Source organism: Streptomyces sp. CA-251387 (assembly GCF_050936625.1).
Lineage (GTDB): Bacteria > Actinomycetota > Actinomycetes > Streptomycetales > Streptomycetaceae > Streptomyces.
Genome location: NZ_JBNJMJ010000001.1, coordinates 2115542 through 2136031, shown reverse-complemented (window position 1 = coordinate 2136031; position 20490 = coordinate 2115542). Strand labels below are relative to the sequence as shown.

At 71.0% G+C, this 20490-nt stretch carries 21 protein-coding genes and 1 pseudogene; 11 read left to right on the top strand and 11 right to left on the bottom strand.

The window, feature by feature from the left end:
- Positions 1-24: 24 nt before the first annotated feature.
- The 4 genes from ACQEV2_RS09460 to ACQEV2_RS09445 all read right to left on the bottom strand — a co-directional run bounded on the left by ACQEV2_RS09460 (position 25) and on the right by ACQEV2_RS09445 (position 3803).
- Positions 25-675: a response regulator transcription factor gene (locus tag ACQEV2_RS09460; protein WP_433038567.1), complete on the bottom strand. Its 651-nt coding sequence runs from the start codon at positions 673-675 to the stop codon at positions 25-27.
- Entirely contained in the window at positions 672-1946 is a 1275-nt protein-coding gene (locus tag ACQEV2_RS09455; protein ID WP_433038565.1) for a sensor histidine kinase, read from the bottom strand. Before ACQEV2_RS09455 ends, ACQEV2_RS09460 begins: the two co-directional genes overlap by 4 nt.
- Positions 1922-2926 (bottom strand): hypothetical protein, encoded by a 1005-nt coding sequence (locus ACQEV2_RS09450; RefSeq protein WP_433038562.1) that lies wholly within the window; start codon positions 2924-2926, stop codon positions 1922-1924. Before ACQEV2_RS09450 ends, ACQEV2_RS09455 begins: the two co-directional genes overlap by 25 nt.
- 103 nt (positions 2927-3029) lie before the next feature.
- Entirely contained in the window at positions 3030-3803 is a 774-nt protein-coding gene (locus ACQEV2_RS09445) for an IclR family transcriptional regulator (protein ID WP_004002235.1), read from the bottom strand.
- Between the two features lie 133 nt (positions 3804-3936).
- On the opposite strand from ACQEV2_RS09445, the gene ACQEV2_RS09440 reads away from it, so the two are divergent.
- Both ACQEV2_RS09440 and ACQEV2_RS09435 read left to right on the top strand, forming a co-directional pair.
- Positions 3937-5466, top strand: coding sequence for an aldehyde dehydrogenase (NADP(+)) (locus ACQEV2_RS09440; protein ID WP_433038559.1), 1530 nt, complete (start codon positions 3937-3939; stop codon positions 5464-5466).
- A gap of 46 nt (positions 5467-5512) precedes the next feature.
- Positions 5513-6121 carry a DUF1349 domain-containing protein gene (locus ACQEV2_RS09435; RefSeq protein WP_433038556.1) on the top strand — a complete coding sequence of 203 codons (609 nt, stop codon included), beginning with the start codon at positions 5513-5515 and terminating at the stop codon, positions 6119-6121.
- On the opposite strand, the gene ACQEV2_RS09430 is transcribed toward ACQEV2_RS09435, so the two are convergent.
- Positions 6081-7487: an MFS transporter gene (locus ACQEV2_RS09430; protein ID WP_433038554.1), complete on the bottom strand. Its 1407-nt coding sequence runs from the start codon at positions 7485-7487 to the stop codon at positions 6081-6083. The two genes, ACQEV2_RS09435 and ACQEV2_RS09430, sit on opposite strands and share 41 nt — an antisense overlap.
- A 70-nt stretch (positions 7488-7557) precedes the next feature.
- Here ACQEV2_RS09430 and ACQEV2_RS09425 point away from each other — a divergent pair, with 70 nt between their 5' ends.
- The 6 genes from ACQEV2_RS09425 to ACQEV2_RS09400 all read left to right on the top strand — a co-directional run bounded on the left by ACQEV2_RS09425 (position 7558) and on the right by ACQEV2_RS09400 (position 12787).
- Positions 7558-8553: a GlxA family transcriptional regulator gene (locus ACQEV2_RS09425; RefSeq protein ID WP_433038552.1), complete on the top strand. Its 996-nt coding sequence runs from the start codon at positions 7558-7560 to the stop codon at positions 8551-8553.
- Positions 8550-9053 (top strand): N-acetyltransferase family protein, encoded by a 504-nt coding sequence (locus ACQEV2_RS09420; protein ID WP_433038549.1) that lies wholly within the window; start codon positions 8550-8552, stop codon positions 9051-9053. Before ACQEV2_RS09425 ends, ACQEV2_RS09420 begins: the two co-directional genes overlap by 4 nt.
- 76 nt (positions 9054-9129) lie before the next feature.
- Entirely contained in the window at positions 9130-9864 is a 735-nt protein-coding gene (locus ACQEV2_RS09415; protein ID WP_433038546.1) for a DsbA family oxidoreductase, read from the top strand.
- Between the two features lie 115 nt (positions 9865-9979).
- Positions 9980-11032 (top strand): aminotransferase class V-fold PLP-dependent enzyme, encoded by a 1053-nt coding sequence (locus ACQEV2_RS09410; protein WP_433038543.1) that lies wholly within the window; start codon positions 9980-9982, stop codon positions 11030-11032.
- A gap of 62 nt (positions 11033-11094) precedes the next feature.
- Positions 11095-11712, top strand: coding sequence for an RNA polymerase sigma factor (locus ACQEV2_RS09405; RefSeq protein WP_433038541.1), 618 nt, complete (start codon positions 11095-11097; stop codon positions 11710-11712).
- A 55-nt stretch (positions 11713-11767) separates the two neighbouring features.
- The gene (locus tag ACQEV2_RS09400) at positions 11768-12787 is read left to right on the top strand and encodes a maleylpyruvate isomerase family mycothiol-dependent enzyme (RefSeq protein WP_433038538.1); all 1020 of its coding nucleotides are present in this window, start codon (positions 11768-11770) and stop codon (positions 12785-12787) included.
- A 19-nt stretch (positions 12788-12806) separates the two neighbouring features.
- On the opposite strand, the gene thpD is transcribed toward ACQEV2_RS09400, so the two are convergent.
- The 6 genes and pseudogenes from thpD to ACQEV2_RS09370 all read right to left on the bottom strand — a co-directional run bounded on the left by thpD (position 12807) and on the right by ACQEV2_RS09370 (position 17804).
- On the bottom strand, positions 12807-13709 hold the full coding sequence (gene thpD, locus ACQEV2_RS09395) for an ectoine hydroxylase (protein WP_433038536.1): 903 nt from the start codon (positions 13707-13709) through the stop codon (positions 12807-12809).
- Positions 13710-13716: 7 nt separating this feature from the next.
- Positions 13717-14121 carry an ectoine synthase gene (locus ACQEV2_RS09390; RefSeq protein WP_433038534.1) on the bottom strand — a complete coding sequence of 135 codons (405 nt, stop codon included), beginning with the start codon at positions 14119-14121 and terminating at the stop codon, positions 13717-13719.
- A gap of 66 nt (positions 14122-14187) precedes the next feature.
- Positions 14188-15459 (bottom strand): diaminobutyrate--2-oxoglutarate transaminase, encoded by a 1272-nt coding sequence (gene ectB / locus ACQEV2_RS09385; RefSeq protein ID WP_433038531.1) that lies wholly within the window; start codon positions 15457-15459, stop codon positions 14188-14190.
- A gap of 53 nt (positions 15460-15512) precedes the next feature.
- Entirely contained in the window at positions 15513-16019 is a 507-nt protein-coding gene (ectA, locus tag ACQEV2_RS09380; RefSeq protein WP_433038529.1) for a diaminobutyrate acetyltransferase, read from the bottom strand.
- Positions 16020-16325: 306 nt separating this feature from the next.
- A pseudogene (locus ACQEV2_RS09375) lies at positions 16326-16466 on the bottom strand (DUF664 domain-containing protein); the annotation flags it as partial.
- Between the two features lie 237 nt (positions 16467-16703).
- Positions 16704-17804 (bottom strand): pyridoxal-phosphate-dependent aminotransferase family protein, encoded by a 1101-nt coding sequence (locus tag ACQEV2_RS09370; RefSeq protein WP_433038527.1) that lies wholly within the window; start codon positions 17802-17804, stop codon positions 16704-16706.
- Positions 17805-18001: 197 nt separating this feature from the next.
- On the opposite strand from ACQEV2_RS09370, the gene ACQEV2_RS09365 reads away from it, so the two are divergent.
- Genes ACQEV2_RS09365 through ACQEV2_RS09355 form a run of 3 tightly spaced genes read left to right on the top strand, consistent with a single transcriptional unit; the run spans position 18002 to position 20480 of the window.
- A complete protein-coding gene (locus ACQEV2_RS09365; protein WP_433038525.1) occupies positions 18002-18850 on the top strand; it encodes a transporter substrate-binding domain-containing protein in 849 nt (282 codons plus the stop codon).
- Positions 18847-19680 (top strand): amino acid ABC transporter permease, encoded by an 834-nt coding sequence (locus ACQEV2_RS09360; RefSeq protein ID WP_433038523.1) that lies wholly within the window; start codon positions 18847-18849, stop codon positions 19678-19680. The genes ACQEV2_RS09365 and ACQEV2_RS09360 overlap by 4 nt, the downstream gene beginning before the upstream one ends.
- Entirely contained in the window at positions 19677-20480 is an 804-nt protein-coding gene (locus ACQEV2_RS09355; RefSeq protein ID WP_433038521.1) for an amino acid ABC transporter ATP-binding protein, read from the top strand. The genes ACQEV2_RS09360 and ACQEV2_RS09355 overlap by 4 nt, the downstream gene beginning before the upstream one ends.
- Positions 20481-20490 lie beyond the last annotated feature (10 nt).

Below are 20490 nucleotides of genomic sequence, written 5' to 3'. Positions count from 1 at the left end.
ATCGTTCCCTTGCGCCCCGTTTTCTCATCGAGCGTTCATGAAGCCCGCCTCGTAGGCGGCGATCACCGCCTGCGTGCGGTCCCGGGTGCCCGTCTTCGCCAGGACCGCCGCCACATGCGACTTCACGGTGGCCGGACCCACGTCCATCCGCCGTGCGATCTCCGCGTTGGTCAGGCCCTGCGCCATCAGCCGCAGCACCTCGCTCTCGCGGCATGTGAGCCTCGCCACCCAGGGCGGCGGCGCGGGGTGAGCGCGCGCGTGCTCGGCCGCGAGGCTGCGGACCGCCGACGGGAACAGCAGGGTGTCGGTGTGCGAGACCAGCCGTACGGCCTGGACCAGCGCGTCGGCCTCCGCCCGCTTCAGCAGGAACCCGGCGGCTCCGGCGCGCAGGGCGTCGTACACGTACGAGTCGTTCTCGAAGGTCGTGACGACGACGATCCGGGGCGGGTCGGCGAGCGTGGCGAGGATCTGCTCGGTGGCCCGGATCCCGTCGATCTCGGGCATGCGGACGTCCATGAGGACGACCTCCGGTCTGCGGTCCCGCACGACCGCCACGGCCTCGGCCCCGGTGGCCGCCTCGCCGACCACCTCCATGTCCGCCTCGGCGGAGAGGATGGCGCGCAGGGCGGTGCGGACCATGCGTTCGTCGTCGGCGAGGACGATCCGGATCGTCATGCGGGTCCCTTCATGGGCAGTCGTACGTGCAGCCGCCACGTCCCCTGTGTGGCGCCGGCCTGCGTCGTCCCGCCCAGCAGCCGCGCCCGGTCGGCGATGCCCCGCAGGCCGTGGCCGCCGCCGGGCCGGCACTCGGGGGCGCAGGCGACGGGATTCTCGACGGTGATCTCCAGGTGCCCGTCGGCCACCGCGGTCCGCAGCCGCACGGTCACCCCGTCGCCGGCGTGCTTGAGGGCGTTGCTCAGCCCTTCCTGCACGATGCGGTAGGCCTCGCGGGAGACGACGGGCGGCAGGGCGTCGGGGTCGGCCGTGAGCGTGGCCTGCACCCGCAGCCCACTCGCGCGGGTGCGGCGCAGCAGTCCGTCGAGGTCGGCGGCGAGGGTGGGCGCCGGGGCCGTACCGGGAGCGTCGCCGTCTCTCAACACGCCCAGGACGGTGTCGAGTTCGCCGATCGTGCGCCGGGTGGTGTCCTCGATCGCGGCGAGGGCCTCGCGGACGAACTCCGGGTCGGTGTCCAGCACCCGGCGGGCCGCGCTCGCCTGGAGGGTGACGGCGCTGAGGGCATGGCCCACGGAGTCGTGCAGTTCGCGTGCGAGCCGGTTGCGCACGGCGAGGTCGGCGGCGCGCGCCTCGGCCGCCGCGAGCCGGTCCTCGGGTGTGGGCCCGAGCAACGCGGGCGCCCAGCGGGAGAGGAAGGCCCCGGAGCCGGCCGCGCACACCGCGAGCGCGATGAGGATCGCCACGCCCGCGACCGGCCCGAGCGCGAACACCCAGGTGTGGTCGAGGGCGGACGGCAGTTCGAGCCAGCCGCGGTTCACCAGGGCGACGACGGGCAGGGCGACGAGGAACGCGGCGAACGGCGGCACCGCCAGCGACATCCCGGAGATGATCCCGCCGACCCCGAGATGCAGCGTGAACCAGGCCGCCGTACGCCCCTTCGCATCCCGCGTCCGGGCCGGCCCGTAGGCCAGCCGGTCCCGGTCGACCCCGCACAGCCACCTGACGGCGCCGGCCTCCAGCGGCCGGGTCAGCGGGAACAGCACGGCGGTGACCGCGGCGAGGGGCAACCCGACGGCGAAGGAGAGGAGTTGGAGAGGCAGGTCGTTGAAGACGTACCGGGAGTCGGTGGCGGGGCCGACGACGAGCTGGCCGACGAAGACGTACGGCATGGCGAGCGCGCCGCCGATGATCAGATGGAGCCATCGGCGGCGCGCCTGCCGGCCGAACAGGAACCGGGCGAACTCGCTCACGCCGTACGAGGTTTCCGGCATGCGGCGCGCTCCGCGAGGAAGTGGACGCCGAGGCAGGCGACGAGGATGCCGACGATCATCTCGCCAGCGTAGGCCAGGTTCATCAGCTGTGTCGGGGCGTCGGCCACCTCGGTGAGCGAGGCCAGCGACAGCCAGCCCGCCCAGCAGACCGTGGCCGCGGAGCCGACCCAGGCGAGGGCGAGGGGAAGCCTGACGGGCAGGGCCCGGCCGCGCCGGAAGGCGAGGAGGACGCCGCCGGTGACGGCCATGGCGAGGAACACGGCGGACAGGACCTCCATGACGTAGAAGTCACTGGTCCGGTCGGCGATCCGGATGTCGTTGAGCCCGGCGGTGCTGCCGCACGCCCACAGCACATGGGCGGTCAGCGGCAGCAGGGCGAGTACGGCGGCCGCGACGGCGACCGCCCGCTGGGCCGCACCGATGACGCCGACCGGAAGCTCCCAGACGCGCCCCTCCCACAGCCGGCCCCAGCGGTCGCGGGCGTACAGCACGAACAGGGCGCCGAGGGTGAGGCCCTGCACGATGAACCCGGTGTAGACGACCCCGAAGACCCAGGCGTCGAGGAACGGATCCCCGCGGTCGTCCGTGGTGTCCGTGGTGCCCCCGAGCGCGCTGACGATCAACTGGATCGGAAACCCGGCCATGAGCGGCGCGAGCAGCCCCGTGGCCACCCACGCGGGGAAGGCCAGCAGCCACGCGGGCAGCCGCAGCCCCCACGGCCGGGTCAGCACCAGCGCGAGCACGATCACGGTCCCGTCCATGAGGACGGTGATGCCGTTGGCGACGATCATGCTGCCCCGGTGCTCCAGCAGCGAGCTGCCGTCCGGGATCCCGATGCGGCTCCCCGCGATCCAGGCGATCTTGAGCGCGAGATACGGCACGCAGGAGACGACGGCGACGGCCCTCAGCGCGCGGCGGGACCGGCTGGGGCCGATGGCGCCTTCGTCGGTCTCCGGGTCGGGAGCGAGTGTCTGCGTCATACGTCCACGCTCCCGCGAGGAGCCGGACGAGCACGTCCTGCACGGCGACGATCCGTCTCCGCCGCATGGGGGAGACCGATCGTCTCGCTGGGGGAGACCGAGCTCAGAGCCTGCGCGTCGCCAGCGTCAGCCGGTCCCGTGCGTCGAACAGGGCGTCCTTCACCATCTGTTCGTGGGCCGGTGTCAGCCGGGCCACCGGGACCGAGCAGCTGATCGCGTCGCGGGCCGGGGTGCGGTACGGGATGGCCACGCCGAAGCAGCGCAGGCCCAGGGTGTTCTCCTCGCGGTCGACGGCGAAGCCCTGCTCGCGGACCTGGTGGAGCTCCTCGATGAGCTTCTCCCGGTCGGTGATCGTGTTCTCGGTCAGCGCGGGGAGCGTCTCCGGGAGCATCTTGCGGACCTGCTCGTCGGTGTAGGTGCTCAGCAGCGCCTTGCCGAGGGAGGTCGAGTGCGCGGGCAGACGGCGGCCGACCCGGGTGAAGGGGCGCAGGTAGTGCTGGGACTGGCGGGTGGCGAGGTAGACGACGTTCGTGCCGTCCAGGCGGGCCAGGTGGATGGTCTCGGTCGTGTCGTCCGACAGCCGGTCCAGCGTGGGGCGGGCCGCCGCGACCACCTCGTCGCCGTCGATGTACGACGTGCCGACCAGCAGCGCCCGTACGCCGATGCCGTACCGCGTGCCCGTCGCGTCCGTCTCCACCCAGCCCAGCTCGACGAGCGTGCGCAGCAACATGTAGAGGCTGGACTTGGGGTAGCCGACGGCCTCCTGGACCGACGCCAGGGAGTGCATACCGGGGCGTCCGGCGAAGTATTCGAGCAGTTCAACCGTCCGTACCGCGGACTTGACCTGCGCCCCGCCGCCCGTCTCGCCAGCCGACATCGCCCTTGACCCCTTCGTTCGACGGGAAATAGTCTCCGACAGCATATTCATCATCAGAGACAGCGTTCAGTATATCGAACGACCCTGGTGAATGACCCCGTACTGCGGCATGACATGTGTGGAGGGACCCGCGGTGGCAGCAGCACCAGTCTGGAGTGTCGACCCCCGAACCGGGAAGCAGCGTGAACAGGTTGCGGTGGAGGCCACAGCCCAGGAGGTGGACGCCGCCGTCCGCGCCGCGCACGAGGCGCGCGGCTCCCTCGCCGACCGCGCGGTCCGCTCGGCCTTCCTGCGCACCGCCGCCGACAAGCTCCAGGCCGCCAAGGACCAGCTCGTCGAGGCCGCCGACGCCGAGACCGCGCTCGGCCCGGTCCGCCTCACCGGCGAACTCGCCCGCACCTGCTACCAGCTGAGGGCCTTCGCGGACATCGTCGACGAGGGCGCCTTCCTGGACGTCGTCATCAACCACCCCGACGACACCGCGACCCCGCCGATCCCGGACCTGCGCCGCTACAAGGTGCCCCTCGGCGTCGTCGCCGTCTACTCGGCCTCCAACTTTCCCTTCGCCTTCTCCGTCGCCGGCGGCGACACCGCGAGCGCGCTGGCCGCGGGCTGCCCGGTCGTCGTCAAGGCCCACCCCGACCACCCGGGCCTGTCCGAGCTGGTCGCCCACGTGCTGCGTACGGCCGCCGCCGCGCACGGCATCCCGGCCGGCGTCGTGGGTCTCGTCCATGGCTTCGAGGCCGGCATCGAGCTGATCAAGCACCCGCTGGTCGCCGCCGCGGGCTTCACCGGTTCCGTGAAGGGCGGTCGCGCGCTGTTCGACGCGGCGGCGGCGCGTCCGGTGCCGATCCCGTTCCACGGCGAGCTGGGGTCGCTGAACCCCGTCGTGATCACCGAGGCCGCGGCGGCCGAGCGGGCCGAGGCGATCGGCACCGGGCTCGCGGGCTCGATGACGCTGGGCGTCGGGCAGTTCTGTGTGAAGCCGGGGCTGGTGCTGGTGCCGTCCGGTGCGGCCGGTGACGGGCTGGTGAAGTCGCTGACCGACGCCGTGAGCGACAGCGAGGCGGGCGTCCTGCTGGACCACCGGATGCGGGACAACTTCATCGCCGGGGTCGCCGAGCGCGCGGAGCTGCCGGACGTGGAGTCTCCGGTGACGCCCGGGGCGGGCGGTGAGCACACCGTCAGTGCCGGGTTCCTGACGGTCGCGGCGAGCAAGCTGGCGCAGGAGGGGGCGTACGACCTGCTCCTGGAGGAGTGCTTCGGGCCGGTCACGGTGGTGGTCCGCTACGACGACGAGTCCGAGGCCCAGCAGGTCCTCTCCCGGCTCCCCGGCAACCTCACCGCCACCGTTCACCTCTCGGCCGAGGAGGCGGCCGGTGAGGGACGCGGCGCGGAGATCCTGGCGGAACTGACGCCGCTGGCCGGTCGCGTCCTGGTCAACGGGTGGCCGACAGGTGTCGCGGTGGCTCCGGCCCAGCACCACGGCGGCCCGTACCCGGCGACGACCTCGACGTCCACCTCGGTCGGCGGTACGGCCATCGAGCGCTGGCTGCGGCCGGTGGCGTACCAGGGTGCCCCCGAGGCGCTGCTGCCGCCCGAGCTCCGGGACGACAACCCGCTCGGCCTGCCCCGCCGCTTCAACGGGCGCCTCGAACACTGAACGACTAAGGGCCACACGGCGGAGGGGAAACTGCAAAACTCTGGGGATGGACGTGGAACTTCCTGAACTGCCTTTTCTCCTCCGCACCTACGGCCCCGACGGCCACTGGTCCTACGACGACGGCATCCTCTCCGGATGGGCCGGCCCCCGGCAGGACCGGTTCGTGCCGCCCACCGGGGAGGCCCTGGACCCCGCCTCCGACGCGCCGCGGCTCCTCGGCGCTCCCGAAGGCGACTTCCAGCTGATAGCCCGCGTCACCGTCGGGTTCGCCGCCGCCTTCGATGCCGGAGTGCTCTACGTCCATGTCGGGGAGCGGGCCTGGGCCAAGCTCTGCCTGGAGTACTCGCCGGATGTGCCGACCGTCTGCACGGTGGTCACGCGAGGCCACTCCGACGACGCCAACTCCTTCACCGTGGAGGGGAGTTCGGTCTGGCTGCGGGTGAGCCGGACCGGGCGGGCCTTCGCCTTCCACGCCTCCCGGGACGGTGAGCGCTGGACCTTCGTCCGGCTCTTCACGCTGGGGGACGAGAAGGAGACGGACGCCGCCTTGGTCGGCTTCATGACGCAGTCGCCGATGGGGGAGGGCTGTGTCGTGACCTACGACCACCTCGAGTTCAGGACCGACTGGCCGAAGGACCTGCGAGACGGAAGCTGAGCAGGCCCGTCAGCGCGAGCAGGGCCGCGCTGATCCCCACGCTCAGCCGCATCCCCGCCACGAAACCGTCGGAGACCAGCGCCCCGAACACGGCGATGCCCAGCGCCCCGGCCATCTGCCGCGCGGCGTTGAGGACGCCTGCCGCCAGGCCCGCCCGTTCGGCGGGTACGGCGTCCATCATCGCCGCGGTCAGCGGCGGCACCGTCAGGGCGCAGCCCAGCGCCATGGGGACGAGGAGCAGGGCCACCACGACAGCGGGCGTGCCGGTGTCGACGTACAGCGTCACGAGCAGTCCTGCGACGGCCAGGCCCTGCCCCACCAGCATGGGCAGCCGCGCGCCGTAGCGGCCCGCGAGCTTGCCCGCCACCACGTTCGTCACCGCGATCAGGCCCGTCATCGGCAGGAACATCAGCCCGGCCTGCAGTGCGGAACGGCCCTGCACCTGCTGGAAGAAGAGCGAGAAGACGAACACCATGCTGTAGAAGGCCACGCTCACCGCCGCCCCCGCCGCGACCGTCACCGCGACGGTCCGGTTGCGGAAGAGGCCGAGCGGGACGACCGGGTGCGGCCGGCGTGCCTCGATCCGGAGGAACGCCACGGCGGCTGCCACAGCCACCCCCAGCGCCGCCCAGCCCGCCGTCCCGCCCTCGATCACCGCGAAGGTGAGGGCCGTGAGCGCCACCACCGCCGTCACCTGGCCGGGCAGGTCCAGCGGTGCCGGACGGCGCTCGGAGCGCGGCGCCCGGACCAGCAGCGCGAGGATCAGCGCACCGATCGGGAGGTTGACGAAGAAGATCCCCCGCCAGTCCCAGGCCGTGGTCAGCGCACCGCCCGCCACCGGACCCAGCGCCACCGCCACCGAACCGCCCGCCGCCCACACGGCCACCGCACGGGCCCGCCGCGCCGGATCGGCGTACGCCTGCCGCACCAGCGCCAGCGAGGCCGGCAGCACCACGGCCGCCGCCACGCCCTGCACCACCCGTGCGCCGATCAGCGCGGGCAGGTTCGGCGCCAGGCCGCAGGCCGCCGAGGCGAGCGTGAAGACGGCGGCGCCCAGGGCGTACGCACGGCTCGCCCCCGCCCGGTCCGAGAAGGCCCCCGTGGACAGCATCAGCGCGGCGAAGGCCAGGGTGTAGGCGTCCACCACCCACTGCAGGCCGGACATTCCGCTGCCGAAGGACGAGCCGATCGCGGGCAGGGCCACGTTCACCACGGACGCGTCGAGGCAGACCAGCGCGAAACCGAGGAGACCGGCGGTGAGGGTCAGGGCGGGGGAGGCCTTCTGGGGTTCCTTGGGCTTGCCATGCTCCAACTCGCCCTGGTCATGAGGGAGTTGCGTGCTGGCGCGTGTCTCGTTCGTCGACATGCCTCCATGCTGCGGATCTCCGCCGCCCTACAGTAGTGGCCGCAATGCCATGCACCCGGAGGTTCTGGCCATGCCCCAGCCGCGCGCCCCGCACCGCATCGCCGTCGTCGCACCCTCGCCCGTGTCGATGTTCAACCTCGCCATCCCGGAGATGCTGTTCGGCAAGGTCGAGGTGGACGGGCGGCCCGGCTACGAGGTGGTCATCTGCGCGGCCGAGCCGGGACCGGTGCCCACCAGCGGCGGGCTCGACCTGTACGTACGGCTCGGACTCGACGCCGTACGGGAGGCGGACACCGTGCTCGTCGCGGGGACCGGGGAGCCCTTCGAGCCGGAGTCGCGGATCGTGACCGCCGTCCGTGAGGCGGCCGACGACGGCAAGCGGATCGCGTCGCTGTGCACGGGCGCCTTCCAGCTCGCCGAGGCCGGCCTGCTGCACGGACGCCGGGCCACGACGTACTGGGCGCACGCCGAGGAACTGCGCCGCCGCTACCCGCACGTCGACCTGCGCGGCGATGTGCTGTACGTGCAGGACGGGCCGTACGTGACCTCCTCCGGCTACGCCGCCGGCATCGATCTGTGCCTGCACATCATCCGCACCGACTACGGCGCCGCCGTCGCCAACGAGGTCGCCCGGCTCGCCCTCGTCGCGCCCGTACGGCCGGGCGGCCAGACCCAGTTCACCCAGACCCCGCTGCCGCCCGAGCGCGGAAATGCCTGCGCCGACACCCGCGGCTGGGCCATGCGCAACCTCGACAAGCCGCTCACCCTCACCGACCTGGCTCGCCACGCCGGCGTCAGCGTCCGCACCCTCACCCGCCGCTTCCACGCCGAGAGCGGGGTGAGCCCCTTGCAGTGGCTGCTCCACCAGCGCATCGAGCGCGCCAAGGAACTGCTGGAGACCACCGCCCTGCCCATGGACCAGGTGGCCCGCGCCTGCGGGCTGGGCACGGCCGACTCGCTGCGCGGGCACGTGGTCCGGCGTACGGGGCTGACGCCGAGCGCGTACCGGGCGCAGTTCAGCCGGCTCGGAACCGGGGCGCCGGAGGCCACGTCCTCCGTTGCATGATCAGTGACCGAGTGACCAGAAGCCGGGTGATCCGTACCGTCCTGTCCGCCGAGACGGAGGCGGTCGCCGCGCTGCACGCGCGTGCCCGGGCGACGTACTACCCGGACGGGATCCCGGACGACGGCACCGACTGGTCCGCCGCCTGGCGCGCCGCCATCGAGCGGCCCGACGGCCATGTGCTGTGCGTGGTCGAGCAGGGCCGGATCCTCGGTGTCGCGTCCTTCCGCACACCCGAGGGCGCCCCCGCCGGCACGGTCAAGCTGTTCCAGTTCCACGTCGACCCCGACCACTGGGGCAGAGGCATCGGTACGGCCCTGCACGCGGAATGCGTGGAGCAGTGGCGGGCCGACGGCAAGCGCACGGCCGTGCTCGACGTGCACGTGGACAACCGGCGTGCGCAGACCTTCTACGCCGGCCGGGGCTGGCGTCCGGATCCGGACAACCCGCCCGCCGAGGGCGACCACCACCTGTTCCAGTGCTTCTCCGTGGCCGGGGAATGAACACGGCTGCTTGAACGTTCACGTACGAGATCGGAGAGAGCCTCCGTATCCGTACGACCTGGAGAGAGCCACAGACATGCGCGTCGAGATCTGGAGCGACATCGCCTGCCCCTGGTGCTACGTGGGCAAGGCCCGCTTCGAGAAGGCGCTCGAGGCCTTCCCGCACCGCGACCAGGTCGAGGTGGTGCACCGCTCGTTCGAGCTGGACCCGGGGCGCGCCAAGGGCGACATCCAGCCCGTGATCACCATGCTCACCAGGAAGTACGGCATGAGCGAGGCGCATGCCCAGGCCGGTGAGGAGAACCTCGGCGCGCAGGCCGCCGCCGAGGGCCTGGAGTACCGCACGAAGGGCCGCGACCACGGCAACACCTTCGACATGCACCGCCTGCTCCATCTCGCCAAGGAGCACGGCAGGCAGGACGAGCTGATCCAGATCCTCTACCGGGCGAACTTCGCCGAGGAGCGGTCCGTGTTCTCCGAGGGCGACGAGCGGCTCGTGGAACTGGCCGTCGAGGCCGGGCTCGACGCCGACGACGTCCGCAAGGTCCTCGCCGACCCGTCCGCCTACGCCGACGACGTCCGCGCCGACGAGCGCGAGGCCGCCCAGCTCGGCGCGACCGGCGTGCCGTTCTTCGTCCTCGACCGCAAGTACGGCGTCTCCGGCGCCCAGCCCGCCGAGGTCTTCGAGCAGGCGCTGACGCAGGCGTGGGGCGAGCGCTCGCCGCTGACGCTCATCGACGGCGGGGCCGCCGCCGCATCCGGGGACGCGGACGCGTGCGGGCCCGACGGGTGCGCGGTGCCGCAGCGCTGAGCCGCTGAACCGCTGAACGAACATGCAGGTCGAGGGCGATCTATAAGCGTTCCTTAGCGAAACCACGTAAAGATTCGCAATGGACCAATAGGTGTTGAGGGCCCACAGTGGAGCCATGGAGACCTTCGAGAGCCTCGTCCGCGCCGAGTTCGCCCCGAAGAACGTCTATCTCAACACCGCGAGCAACGGTCTGCTGCCGGCCCGCACCGTGACCGCCGTGCAGGGGGCCGTCCGGATGCGGGCCGACGGCACACCGCTGGGCCCGCTGTACGAGGACGTGGAGGCCGTGCGCGCCTCGTTCGCCCGGCTGGCCGGCGTGCCGGTCGAGCGGGTCGCGACCGGGGCCTCGGTCGCCGAGTACGGCGGGCTGATCGCCGCGTCGCTGCCCGCCGGGGCCGAAGTCCTCACCGCGGAGGGCGACTTCGCGTCCCTCGTGAACCCCTTCCACATGCGCGGCGACCTCAAGGTGCGCGCCGTCCCGCTGGAGCGCCTCGCCGAGTCGGTCCGCCCGGACACCGCCCTGGTCGCGGTCAGCGCCGCACAGTCCGCCGACGGCCGGGTCGCCGACCTGCCCGCGGTGCGCGAGGCGGCCCGGACGCACGGGGCGCGCACCTACGTCGACGCCTCCCAGTCGGCCGGATGGCTGCCGCTGGAGGCCGGTGCGTACGACTTCCTCGCCGCTGTCGGCTTCAAGTGGCTCATGGGCCCGCACGGTGCCGCGTTCTGCGTCGTCCCGGAGGACTTCGGCGGGCTGACGCCGCTGCTCGCCGGCTGGGTCGCCGGAGAGATCCCCTGGGACAGCTGCTACGGCCCCGTCGAGGACCTCGCCCACTCCGCACGGCGCTTCGACATCAGCCCCAGCCTCTTCACGTACGCCGGGCTGCGCACCTCCCTGGAGCTGATCGAGGAGCTCGGCGTGGCCGCGATCCAGGCCCACGACCTCGCCCTCGCCGACCGCTTCCGGTCCGGCCTCGCCGCCCTCGGCCAGGAGCCGGTGCCCTCACCCGGCTCGGCCATCGTGTCCGTGCCCGGGCTCGGGCACCGCCAGCCCGAGCTGAGCGCGGCCGGCATCGAGGTGTCCAACCGCGCGGGCAATCTGCGCGCGGCCTTCCACCTCTACAACACCCCTGAGGATGTCGATCGGTTGCTGGACGTCCTGTCCTCCTGAACGACCGGCTCTCCTGAACCACTGGCGCGGGCCTCGCGAGGACGCTAGGAAAGGCACCAGGGGTGGTGGTGCCGGTGGAGTCCACGGACGGCACGTCCGTACAGCTGCCTGCCGACGCGGAGATACACCGGCGGCTGGTCTACGGCGACGAGTCCGCGCTCGCCGAGGTGTACGCGGCGTACGGCGGGCTGGTGCGCCGGGTCGCCGTGCGGGTCACCCGCTCCGCGGCCGCCGCCGAGGACGTGGCGCAGGAGGTCTTCGCCCAGCTGTGGAGCAGGCCGTACGCCTTCGAGCCGGGCCGTGGCTCGCTGCGCACCTGGCTGTCCGTGCTCGCCCACCGGCGGGCCGTGGACTGGGTCCGCAGCGAGGCCCGGCACCGCAAGGACGCCGGGGCCGACGACTCGGCGCTCCAGGCCATCCCCGACGCCGGTCCCGGCCCCGACGAGACGGTCGTCGACCGGGAGCGCTCCCTCCTGCTGCACACCGCCCTCGCCGAACTCCCGCAGCCGCAACGGGAGGTCGTGCACCTCGCCTACTTCGCCGGCCGCACCTACCGGCAGGCCGCCGTCGAGCTGGGCATCCCCGAGGGCACGGCCAAGACCCGGCTGCGCACCGCCCTGCGCACCTTGGCGCAGTCTTTGGCCGACCCGCCGGATCCGGCGCTCGAAAGGGGCGCATGATGGCGAGAGGGGTACGGGCAGGGAACAGGCACGGGACACGGGGAGGAGGTGCGCGGTGACCGGCGAACACGAGACGGTACGTGACCTGCTGGCCGCCTGGGCCTTCGGCGCCCTCGATCCGGCCGACGGGGGGACGGTCCCGGCGCACCTTGCCGAGTGCGGGAACTGCGCGGCGGAGGCGGAACGGCTGCGGGAGATGGTACGGCTGCTGGACGGGCCGGCGCCGCCCGGCATTCCTGAGCGGCCCGCCACCGACGTGCTGTCCTTCGCCCTGCGCGAGCGGCCCGCCGCGCCGCGGGTCACCGCGCACGCCGCGCCCTATGCCGCCGCCGTCGCCGGGCTGAAGGCGCTGCTGCCCGAGGTGTACGGCCGGTGGGGGTACGACCGCTGGAGCGTCCCGGTCGTGCACGACTGGAACGTGCACGCGACCCTCGCCCATCTCCTCGCCGCCGACGAGCACCTGGCCGTACTGCTCGGCATCGAGGCGCAGGTGCCGCCCTCGCGGATCGAGGACGGCACGGGCTGGGAGGCCGCCTGGAACCGGCGCACGGCCGACGTGATCGTCCACGAGCGGCGCCGGAGTCCCGAGAAGACGGTCGCCGCCTGGTCCGCGCAGGCGAACTCCCTGCTCGCCTCGCCCGAGGCCCACGACCCCGAACTGGCCGCACGGGCCGTGACCTTGACGGGGCTGCGGCTGCCCATCGCCGACCATTTCCTGGCGCGCGCCTTCGAGACGTGGATCCACACCGACGACATCGGCCGCGCCCTCGGCCTCGCCGTCCCGCCGCCGCCGCAGGAGCACCTGGCGCAGCTGGTCCGCCTCGCCGTCCGCATCCTCGGCCTCGCCCTCGGACCCACCGCGCCCCCGGTGCTGTTCTCGGTCACCGGGGGCGAGCAGTGGGTACTGGGCTCCGCGGACGAGCCCGTCCGGGCCGAACTCACCCTCGATCCCGTCGACTTCTGCCTGCTGGTCGGCGGGCGGTACGCCCCGCAGACGGTGCCGAGGGCCGAAACGGGCGACGCGGCCGCCGTACGGAACGTACTGGAGCGGGCCGCGTCGCTGTCGTGGCTGTGAGGGTCACCTCACGTGAGGCTCACTTCACGGGGGTGAAGTCCCTCGCGCCGATGAACTCCGGCCGCCGTACCGGAGCCGCGAAGGGCTCGACCGCCGCGTTCTCCACGCTGTTGAACACGATGAACACGTTGCTGCGCGGGAACGGGGTGATGTTGTCCCCGGAGCCGTGCATGCAGTTGCAGTCGAACCAGGTCGCCGAACCGGCCTTGCCCGTGAAGAGCTTGATGCCGTACTCGCTCGCCATCGCGGTCAGTGCCTCGTCCGAGGGCGTGCCCGCGTCCTGCATCTGGAGGGACTTCTTGTAGTTGTCCTTCGGCGTGGCCCCCGCACACCCGAGGAAGGTCTTGTGCGAGCCGGGCATGATCATGAGCCCGCCGTTGGTGTCGTAGTTCTCGGTCAGCGCGATCGAGACGGACACCGTCCGCATGTTCGGCAGACCGTCCTCGGCGTGCCAGGTCTCGAAGTCGGAGTGCCAGTAGAAGCCGCTCGCCCCGAAGCCCGGCTTGACGTTGATCCGCGACTGGTGGACGTACACGTCCGAGCCGAGGATCTGCCGCGCCCGCCCGACGACCCGCTCGTCGCGCACGAGCGAGGCGAACACCTTGCTGATCTTGTGCACTTCGAAGACGGACCGGATCTCCTTGGACTTCGGCTCGATGATCGAGCGCTCGTCCGCGCGGATCTCCGGGTCGGTGACCAGCCGCTCCAGCTCCTGCCGGTAGACGGCGACCTCGTCGTCGGTGATGAGCTGGTCGACGGCGAGGAAACCGTCGCGCTCGTACGACTGCAGGTCCGTGGCCGTGATCGGGCCCGGGGTGTCGGGGGCGCCCCACACGACGGGGTCCTGACGCGGGGTCGACACCTCGGTGGCGCCGCGGCTGGGGTAGAGATCGGTGACGTGTGCGGTCATGGCAGTGGTCATGGGTTTCTCACACCTCCTCGGGCTCGGTGAGCAGCGGGTACACGCCGTTCTCGTCGTGGTCCTCCCGGCCGGTCACGGGCGGGTTGAAGACACAGATGCAGCGGAAGTCCTCCTTGATCCGCAGCGTGTGCCTCTCATGGCCGTCCAGGAGGTACATGGTCCCGGGCGTGATCGTGTGCGTCCGCCCGGTCTCGTGGTCGGTCAGCTCGGCCTCGCCCTCGACGCAGACGACGGCCTCGATGTGGTTCGCATACCACATCGACGTCTCCGTACCCGCGTACAGGATCGTCTCGTGCAGGGAGAAGCCGACCTTCTCCTTGGCGAGGACGATGCGTTTGCTCTCCCAGGTGCCGGACGCCGATTTCACATGGCGCTCGGTGCCTTCGATGTCCTTGAACGAACGGACGATCACGGTGCTGCGATGCCTCCTAGGTGGTGGGTGTGCTCGGTCGGTGAGGGGGTCTTTGAGATGTGCCGGTCAGGCGGTCTCACGGGTGGCGCGGGCGAGGATGCTGAGCCCCTCGTCGAGCTCGTCCGGGGTGACGGTGAGGGCGGGGAGCAGCTTGACGACCTCGCTCTCCGGGCCGGACGTCTCGATGAGCAGCCCGAGCTCGAAGGCGCGCTGGGCGATGCGCCCGGCCCGCTCCTTGTCGTGGAACTCCATGCCCCACACCAGCCCGCGGCCCCGGTACTCCTTCACGTCGGCGAGGTTCTCCTCGCAGATGGCGATCAGCCCCTGCTCGACCTGCTCGCCGCGCGCCCGGGTCTGCTTCTCCATCGCGCTGCCGTCGGCCCAGTACATCTCGAGGGCGGCGGCCGCGGTGACGAAGGCGGGGTTGTTGCCGCGGAAGGTGCCGTTGTGCTCGCCCGGCTCCCATATGTCCAGCTCGGGCTTGAACAGGCACAGCGACATGGGCAGTCCGTAGCCGCTGATGGACTTGGACACGGTGACGATGTCGGGGGTGATGCCCGCCTCCTCGAAGGAGAAGAAGGCACCCGCCCGCCCGCAGCCCATCTGGATGTCGTCGACGATCAGCAGCATGTCCTGCCGCTCGCACAGCTCGGCGAGCGCGCGCAGCCACTCGGGACGCGCGACATTGATGCCGCCCTCGCCCTGCACGGTCTCGACGATCACCGCGGCGGGCTTGTTGAGCCCGGAGCCCTGGTCCTCCAGCAGCCGCTCGAACCACAGGAAGTCCGGGACGGTGCCGTCGAAGTAGTTGTCGAACGGCATGGGCGTGCCGTGCACCAGCGGGATCCCGGCGCCGGCGCGCTTGAAGGCGTTGCCGGTGACGGCGAGGGAGCCGAGGGACATGCCGTGGAAGGCGTTGGTGAAGGACACGATGGCCTCGCGCCCCTTCACCTTCCGGGCCAGCTTCAGAGCCGACTCGACGGCGTTGGTGCCGGTCGGGCCCGGGAACATGACCTTGTACGGCAGGTCGCGCGGCCGCAGCACCAGGTCCTGGAAGGTCTGCAGGAAGGTGCGCTTGGCGCTGGTGGACATGTCGAGCCCGTGCGTGACGCCGTCCCGCTCCAGGTAGTCGATCAACGCCCGTTTCAGGACCGGGTTGTTGTGCCCGTAGTTCAGCGAGCCGGCCCCGGCGAAGAAGTCCAGATACTCGTGGCCGTCCTCGTCGTACATGCGGCTGCCTCGCGCACGGTCGAAGACGGTGGGCCAGCCGCGGCAGTAGCTGCGCACCTCGGACTCCAGGGTCTCGAAGACGCTGAGGTCGGGCTGGGTGATGGTCACGACGAATCGCTCCTCGTTGCGTGGGGGGAGGTCGGTGGGGAGGTCGCAGGTGGTCACAGGGAGAGGGGACCGATGCGGTACAGGACTTCGGGGTCGTGGGGACCGTCCGGGAACACGCTCGTGGGGAACAGCACCTCGCGCTCCAGGGCGGCGCCGTGCCGCTCGGCGAAGGAGCGGAACAGCCGCTCGGAGGCGGTGTTGCCGGGCGTGATGGTGGTCTCGACGCTCGTGACGCCGTACGCGCCGGAGACCCGCGCCACGAGCCCGTCGAGCAGTGCGGCGGCGATGCCGCGTCCGCGGTGGGCGTCGTCCACGGCCACCTGCCAGACGAGCAGGGTGTGCGGGCGGTCCGGCCGTACGTACCCGGTGACGAAGCCGACCGGCTCCCCGCGTTCGTCACGCGCGACGGCCGACGTGCCGGCGAAGTCGCGGCACCACAGCAGATAGCTGTACGACGAGTTGAGGTCGAGGGCCTTGGAGTCTCTGGCAATCCGCCACAGCGCGGCCCCGTCGGCCACCGCCGGACGGTCGATTTGCAGGTCTGCTTGTGCGGCAGTCATGCGAATTGAATTTACCGAGGGAAATTCGAAATTGCATGGCCGTGAGGGGTTACGTGTGAGGTCCGAATGTGTTATCACGCGGGCGTGAGCACCTCGGCGACAGGGCTCCTATTCGCCCCTTCTGTCCGGTTAATACCGCACAAAACGGGCACGATGTGGAACGCGTCACAGCCATGTAACTCTCACGAGATCTGCCCGAATTACGCCGGTTGGTGTTCGCGAAATCTTTGCGTTTAGGTTCGGGGAAAGCGGGCAGAAGAAGAGGGGAAACTGCCTTCGAAAAGAATTCCAGGAATTACGCTGAATTCAGGCTCCGGTAACACCGTCGATACGCTCTCGCAGAATGTCGGCGTGGCCGTTGTGCCGCGCGTACTCCTCGATCATGTGAATGAACACCCAGCGCAGACTGACCTCGACACCGGCCATCGGCCCGTCCGTGATCCGCCCCACACCCCCTGAAGGGGCCTCGTCCCCAAACGCCGGACGGGCTGAATGCAGCTGACCAGGGTCGAGAGGTGGCCCCCCGCCGGGGTCTGGGGCGGAGGCCCAGGGGCTTTCGAGGCCGGCCTCTTGGCCGACCGAGTCGGGTGGTGGGTGGGCAAATGTCCGGAGCCCCCTGGCGGGGTGGAAGGGGCGGAGCCCCTTCGGGATGGGACGGGTAGGGGCGGCGGGGGCGAGGAACCGCTAGCGCCAGCCCGCGGTCACCGCCCGCAGCGCACCCTCCACGTCCACGTCCAGCCCCTTCTCCGTCAGCGCAGCCCCCAGCGCCGCCACACATCCCCGCACCGCGTCCGGCGTCGCATCCACCCCGTAGTGATTGACCCGGATCATCTCCTTGGCCAACGCCCCACCCCCCGCGGCCAACGGCAACCCGGGATCGACCTCCAGCGCCCGAGCCACCACCTCCGACGCCACCACCCCCGCCGGCACCCGAAGCGTCGTAGCGACAGGAGCGGCCTCCGCAGCGTCGTACACGTACGGCTCCAGGCCCCCACCCAGCGCCGACGCCCCGGAGCGAGTCGACAGCGCAGCGGCCCGGTGACGGGCCATCACCGCATCGAGCCCGTCCTCCTCGATCCGCTCCACACAGGCCTCCAGCGCCAGCATCTCCAACTGCGCCGGCGCATGCAGCAGGGCCTTGCGCCCGCCGTCGATCCACCGTTCCTTCCAGTCGAGGAGCGAGAGATACGACCGCCGCGGCGCCCCCGGATTCGCCGCCATCCGCGCCCACGCCCGCTCGCTCACCGACACCGCCGACACCCCGGCCGGCCCGCCCATCGCCTTCTGCGCCCCGATCACGCACAGGTCCACGCCCCACGCGTCCGGCAACACCGGCTCGGCCCCGATGGACGCCACCGCGTCCAGGTAGAACAGTGCCCCGTGCTCCCGTACGACCTCGCCGATCTCCGCGACGGGGTTCGTGTTGCCGGTGGCCGCCTCCGCGTGCACCAGGGACACGAAGTCGATCTCCGGATGCTCGGCGAAGGCCTGACGGATCTGGTCCGCCGTGACCGCCGTATGGAAGGGCACCGCCAGATCGATCACGGTCGCGCCGCAGTCACGCAGCCAGTCCCCGAAGGTCTGCCCGTACGGACCGGTGATCACGTTCAGCGCGGTCGTGCCGGGCCCGGCCGTCCCGCGGATCGCCCCTTCCAGCGGCAGCAGCGCCTCACCCTGCATGATCACGACGCCCTGCTGGGTCCCGAGCAACCGCGCCACCCGGTCCTCGATGGAAGCGAAGCGCTCCGCGGTCAGCGGGGCCAGATCCAGGAAGGGATGGGTCACGGCGGGAACTCTCTTCAACATCGCAGGGGCAGATCAACATCGCAGGGGCAGACGGTGTCGAGGGTAACCGCCGCCCCTGACCGGCCTCCGACTGCCGACTTCTTAGGCCGGACAGCCCTCCAGCCATCGGTTTGGTTTGAGGGCCTCAAACCTCTCCTTATAATCGGAACCCACAGTTCCCTGACAGGAGGCTCCGCGTGAAGACGACCCTCGGGCGCCGGACCCGCATTCTGGCCGCCACCACCGCGACGGCCGGGCTGGTGCTCGTGGCCGGCTGCACCTCCTCCGACGACAACGGAGGCAGCGGTACGAAGACGGCGGCCGGCGGCGTCGAGCTCGTCAAGGCGGGCCAGCTCACCACCTGCACCCACCTGCCGTACCCGCCCTTCCAGTCGGAGATCGACGGCAAGGTGCAGGGATTCGACGTGTCGCTGATCGACCTCGTCGCCAAGGACCTCGGCGTGCAGCAGGAGATCCTCGACACGCCCTTCGAGAACTTCAAGACCGGCGCCTTCCTCAACTCCGGCGAGTGCGACCTCGCCGCCGCCGGCATGACCATCACCGACGAGCGCAAGAAGAACGTCGACTTCTCGGACCCGTACTTCGACGCCACCCAGGCCGTCCTCGCCGACAGGAAGAGCGGCATCTCGTCCTTCGCTGACCTCAAGGGCAAGAAGGTCGGCGCCCAGGCGCAGACGACCGGCGAGGACTACGCCAAGAGCCAGGGACTGGACCCCGTCTCCTTCGAGTCCTCCGACGCCGTGCTCAACGGCCTGCGCACCGGCCAGGTCCAGGCGGTCGTCATCGACTACCCGGTCGTCCAGGGCTGGCTGAAGGACAAGGCCAACGCGGCCGCCTTCGAGATCGCCGACAACATCAACACCGGCGAGCAGTACGGCTTCACCGTCAAGAAGGGCAACACCAAGCTCCGCGAGGCCATCAACAAGGCGCTCGCCGACGCCAAGGCCGACGGCACGTACAAGAAGCTGTACGAGCAGTGGATCGGCCCGTACGACGAGTCCGCGGCGTCCCCGTCCGCCTCATGACCGCCACCGACATAGAAGTACAGCCGAAGAAGAAGGGTCTGACCCGGCGACAGAAGCGCGGCCTGTCGCGCGGCATCCAGTACGTCGTCTTCGTCGCGGCCGTGATCGCCTTCGCGTTCGCGGCCGACTGGGACCGGCTGCAGAACCAGTTCGCGCAGGAGGACATCGCGCGGCGGATGTTCCCGGACGTCATCACACTGGCGCTGAAGAACACGGTGCTCTACACCGTGTCCGGGTTCGTCTTCGCCCTCGTGCTCGGACTGGTGCTCGCGCTGATGCGCCTGTCGTCCGTCGGGCCGTACCGCTGGCTCGCCGGTGTCTACATCGAGATCTTCCGTGGTCTTCCCGCCCTGCTGATCTTCATCTTCATCGGCGTGGCGGTCCCGCTGGCCTTCCCGGGCACGGAGATCGTCGGCGGGACCTACGGCAAGGCCGCCCTCGCGCTCGGTCTGGTCGGTGCCGCGTACCTCGCGGAGACCTTCCGGGCCGGGATTCAGGCGGTGCCGAAGGGCCAGATGGAGGCGGCCCGTTCGCTCGGCTTCTCGCCCGCGCGGGCCATGATCTCGATCATCATCCCGCAGGCGTTCCGGATCATCCTCCCGCCGATGACGAACGAGTTCATCATCCTGTTCAAGGACTCCTCGCTCGTGCTGCTCCTCGGCGTCACCCTGGAAGAGCGCGAACTGTCCAAGTTCGGCCGCGACCTGGCCAGCACGACCGCCAACTCCACGCCGATCCTGGTCGCGGGCCTGTGCTATCTGCTGGTCACGATCCCGCTCGGCTTCGTCGTCCGCCGTATGGAGGCCAAGGCCCAGGAGGCCGTCAAGTGAGTACCAGCAGTACCAGGGCCGAGATCCAGGTCCGCGACCTGCACAAGTCCTTCGGCGACAACCAGGTGCTGCGCGGCATCGACCTGGAGATCGGACAGGGCGAGGTCGTCTGCGTCATCGGCCCGTCCGGCTCCGGCAAGTCGACGCTCCTGCGCTGTGTGAACCTGCTCGAGGAACCCACCAAGGGCCAGGTCTTCGTCGGCGGCACCGAGCTCACCGACCCGGACGTCGACATCGACGCCGTACGCCGCCGTATCGGGATGGTCTTCCAGCAGTTCAACCTGTTCCCGCACCTCACGGTGACCGAGAACCTCACCCTGCCGCAGCGCCGGGTCCTCAGGCGTGACAAGGCCACGGCCGCCAAGGTCGCCGCCGAGAACCTGGAGCGGGTCGGCCTGGCGGAGAAGGCGACGGCGTACCCGTCGTCCCTCTCCGGCGGCCAGCAGCAGCGCGTCGCCATCGCCCGCGCGCTCGCCATGGGCCCCCAGGTGATGCTGTTCGACGAGCCGACGTCCGCGCTGGACCCGGAGCTGGTCGGTGACGTACTGGCCGTCATGCGCATGCTCGCCGACGAGGGCATGACGATGATGGTCGTCACCCACGAGATGACCTTCGCGCGCGAGGTCGCCGACCGGGTCGTCTTCATGGACGGCGGCGTGATCGTCGAGGACGGCACCCCCGACCAGGTCATCGGCAACCCCCAGCACGAGCGCACGCGCCACTTCCTCTCCCGCCTCCTCGACCCGGCGATGGCGGAGGTGGAGGAGGAGACCTCGGACCAGGTGGGCAAGGGCGAGTAGCCGGTCACTA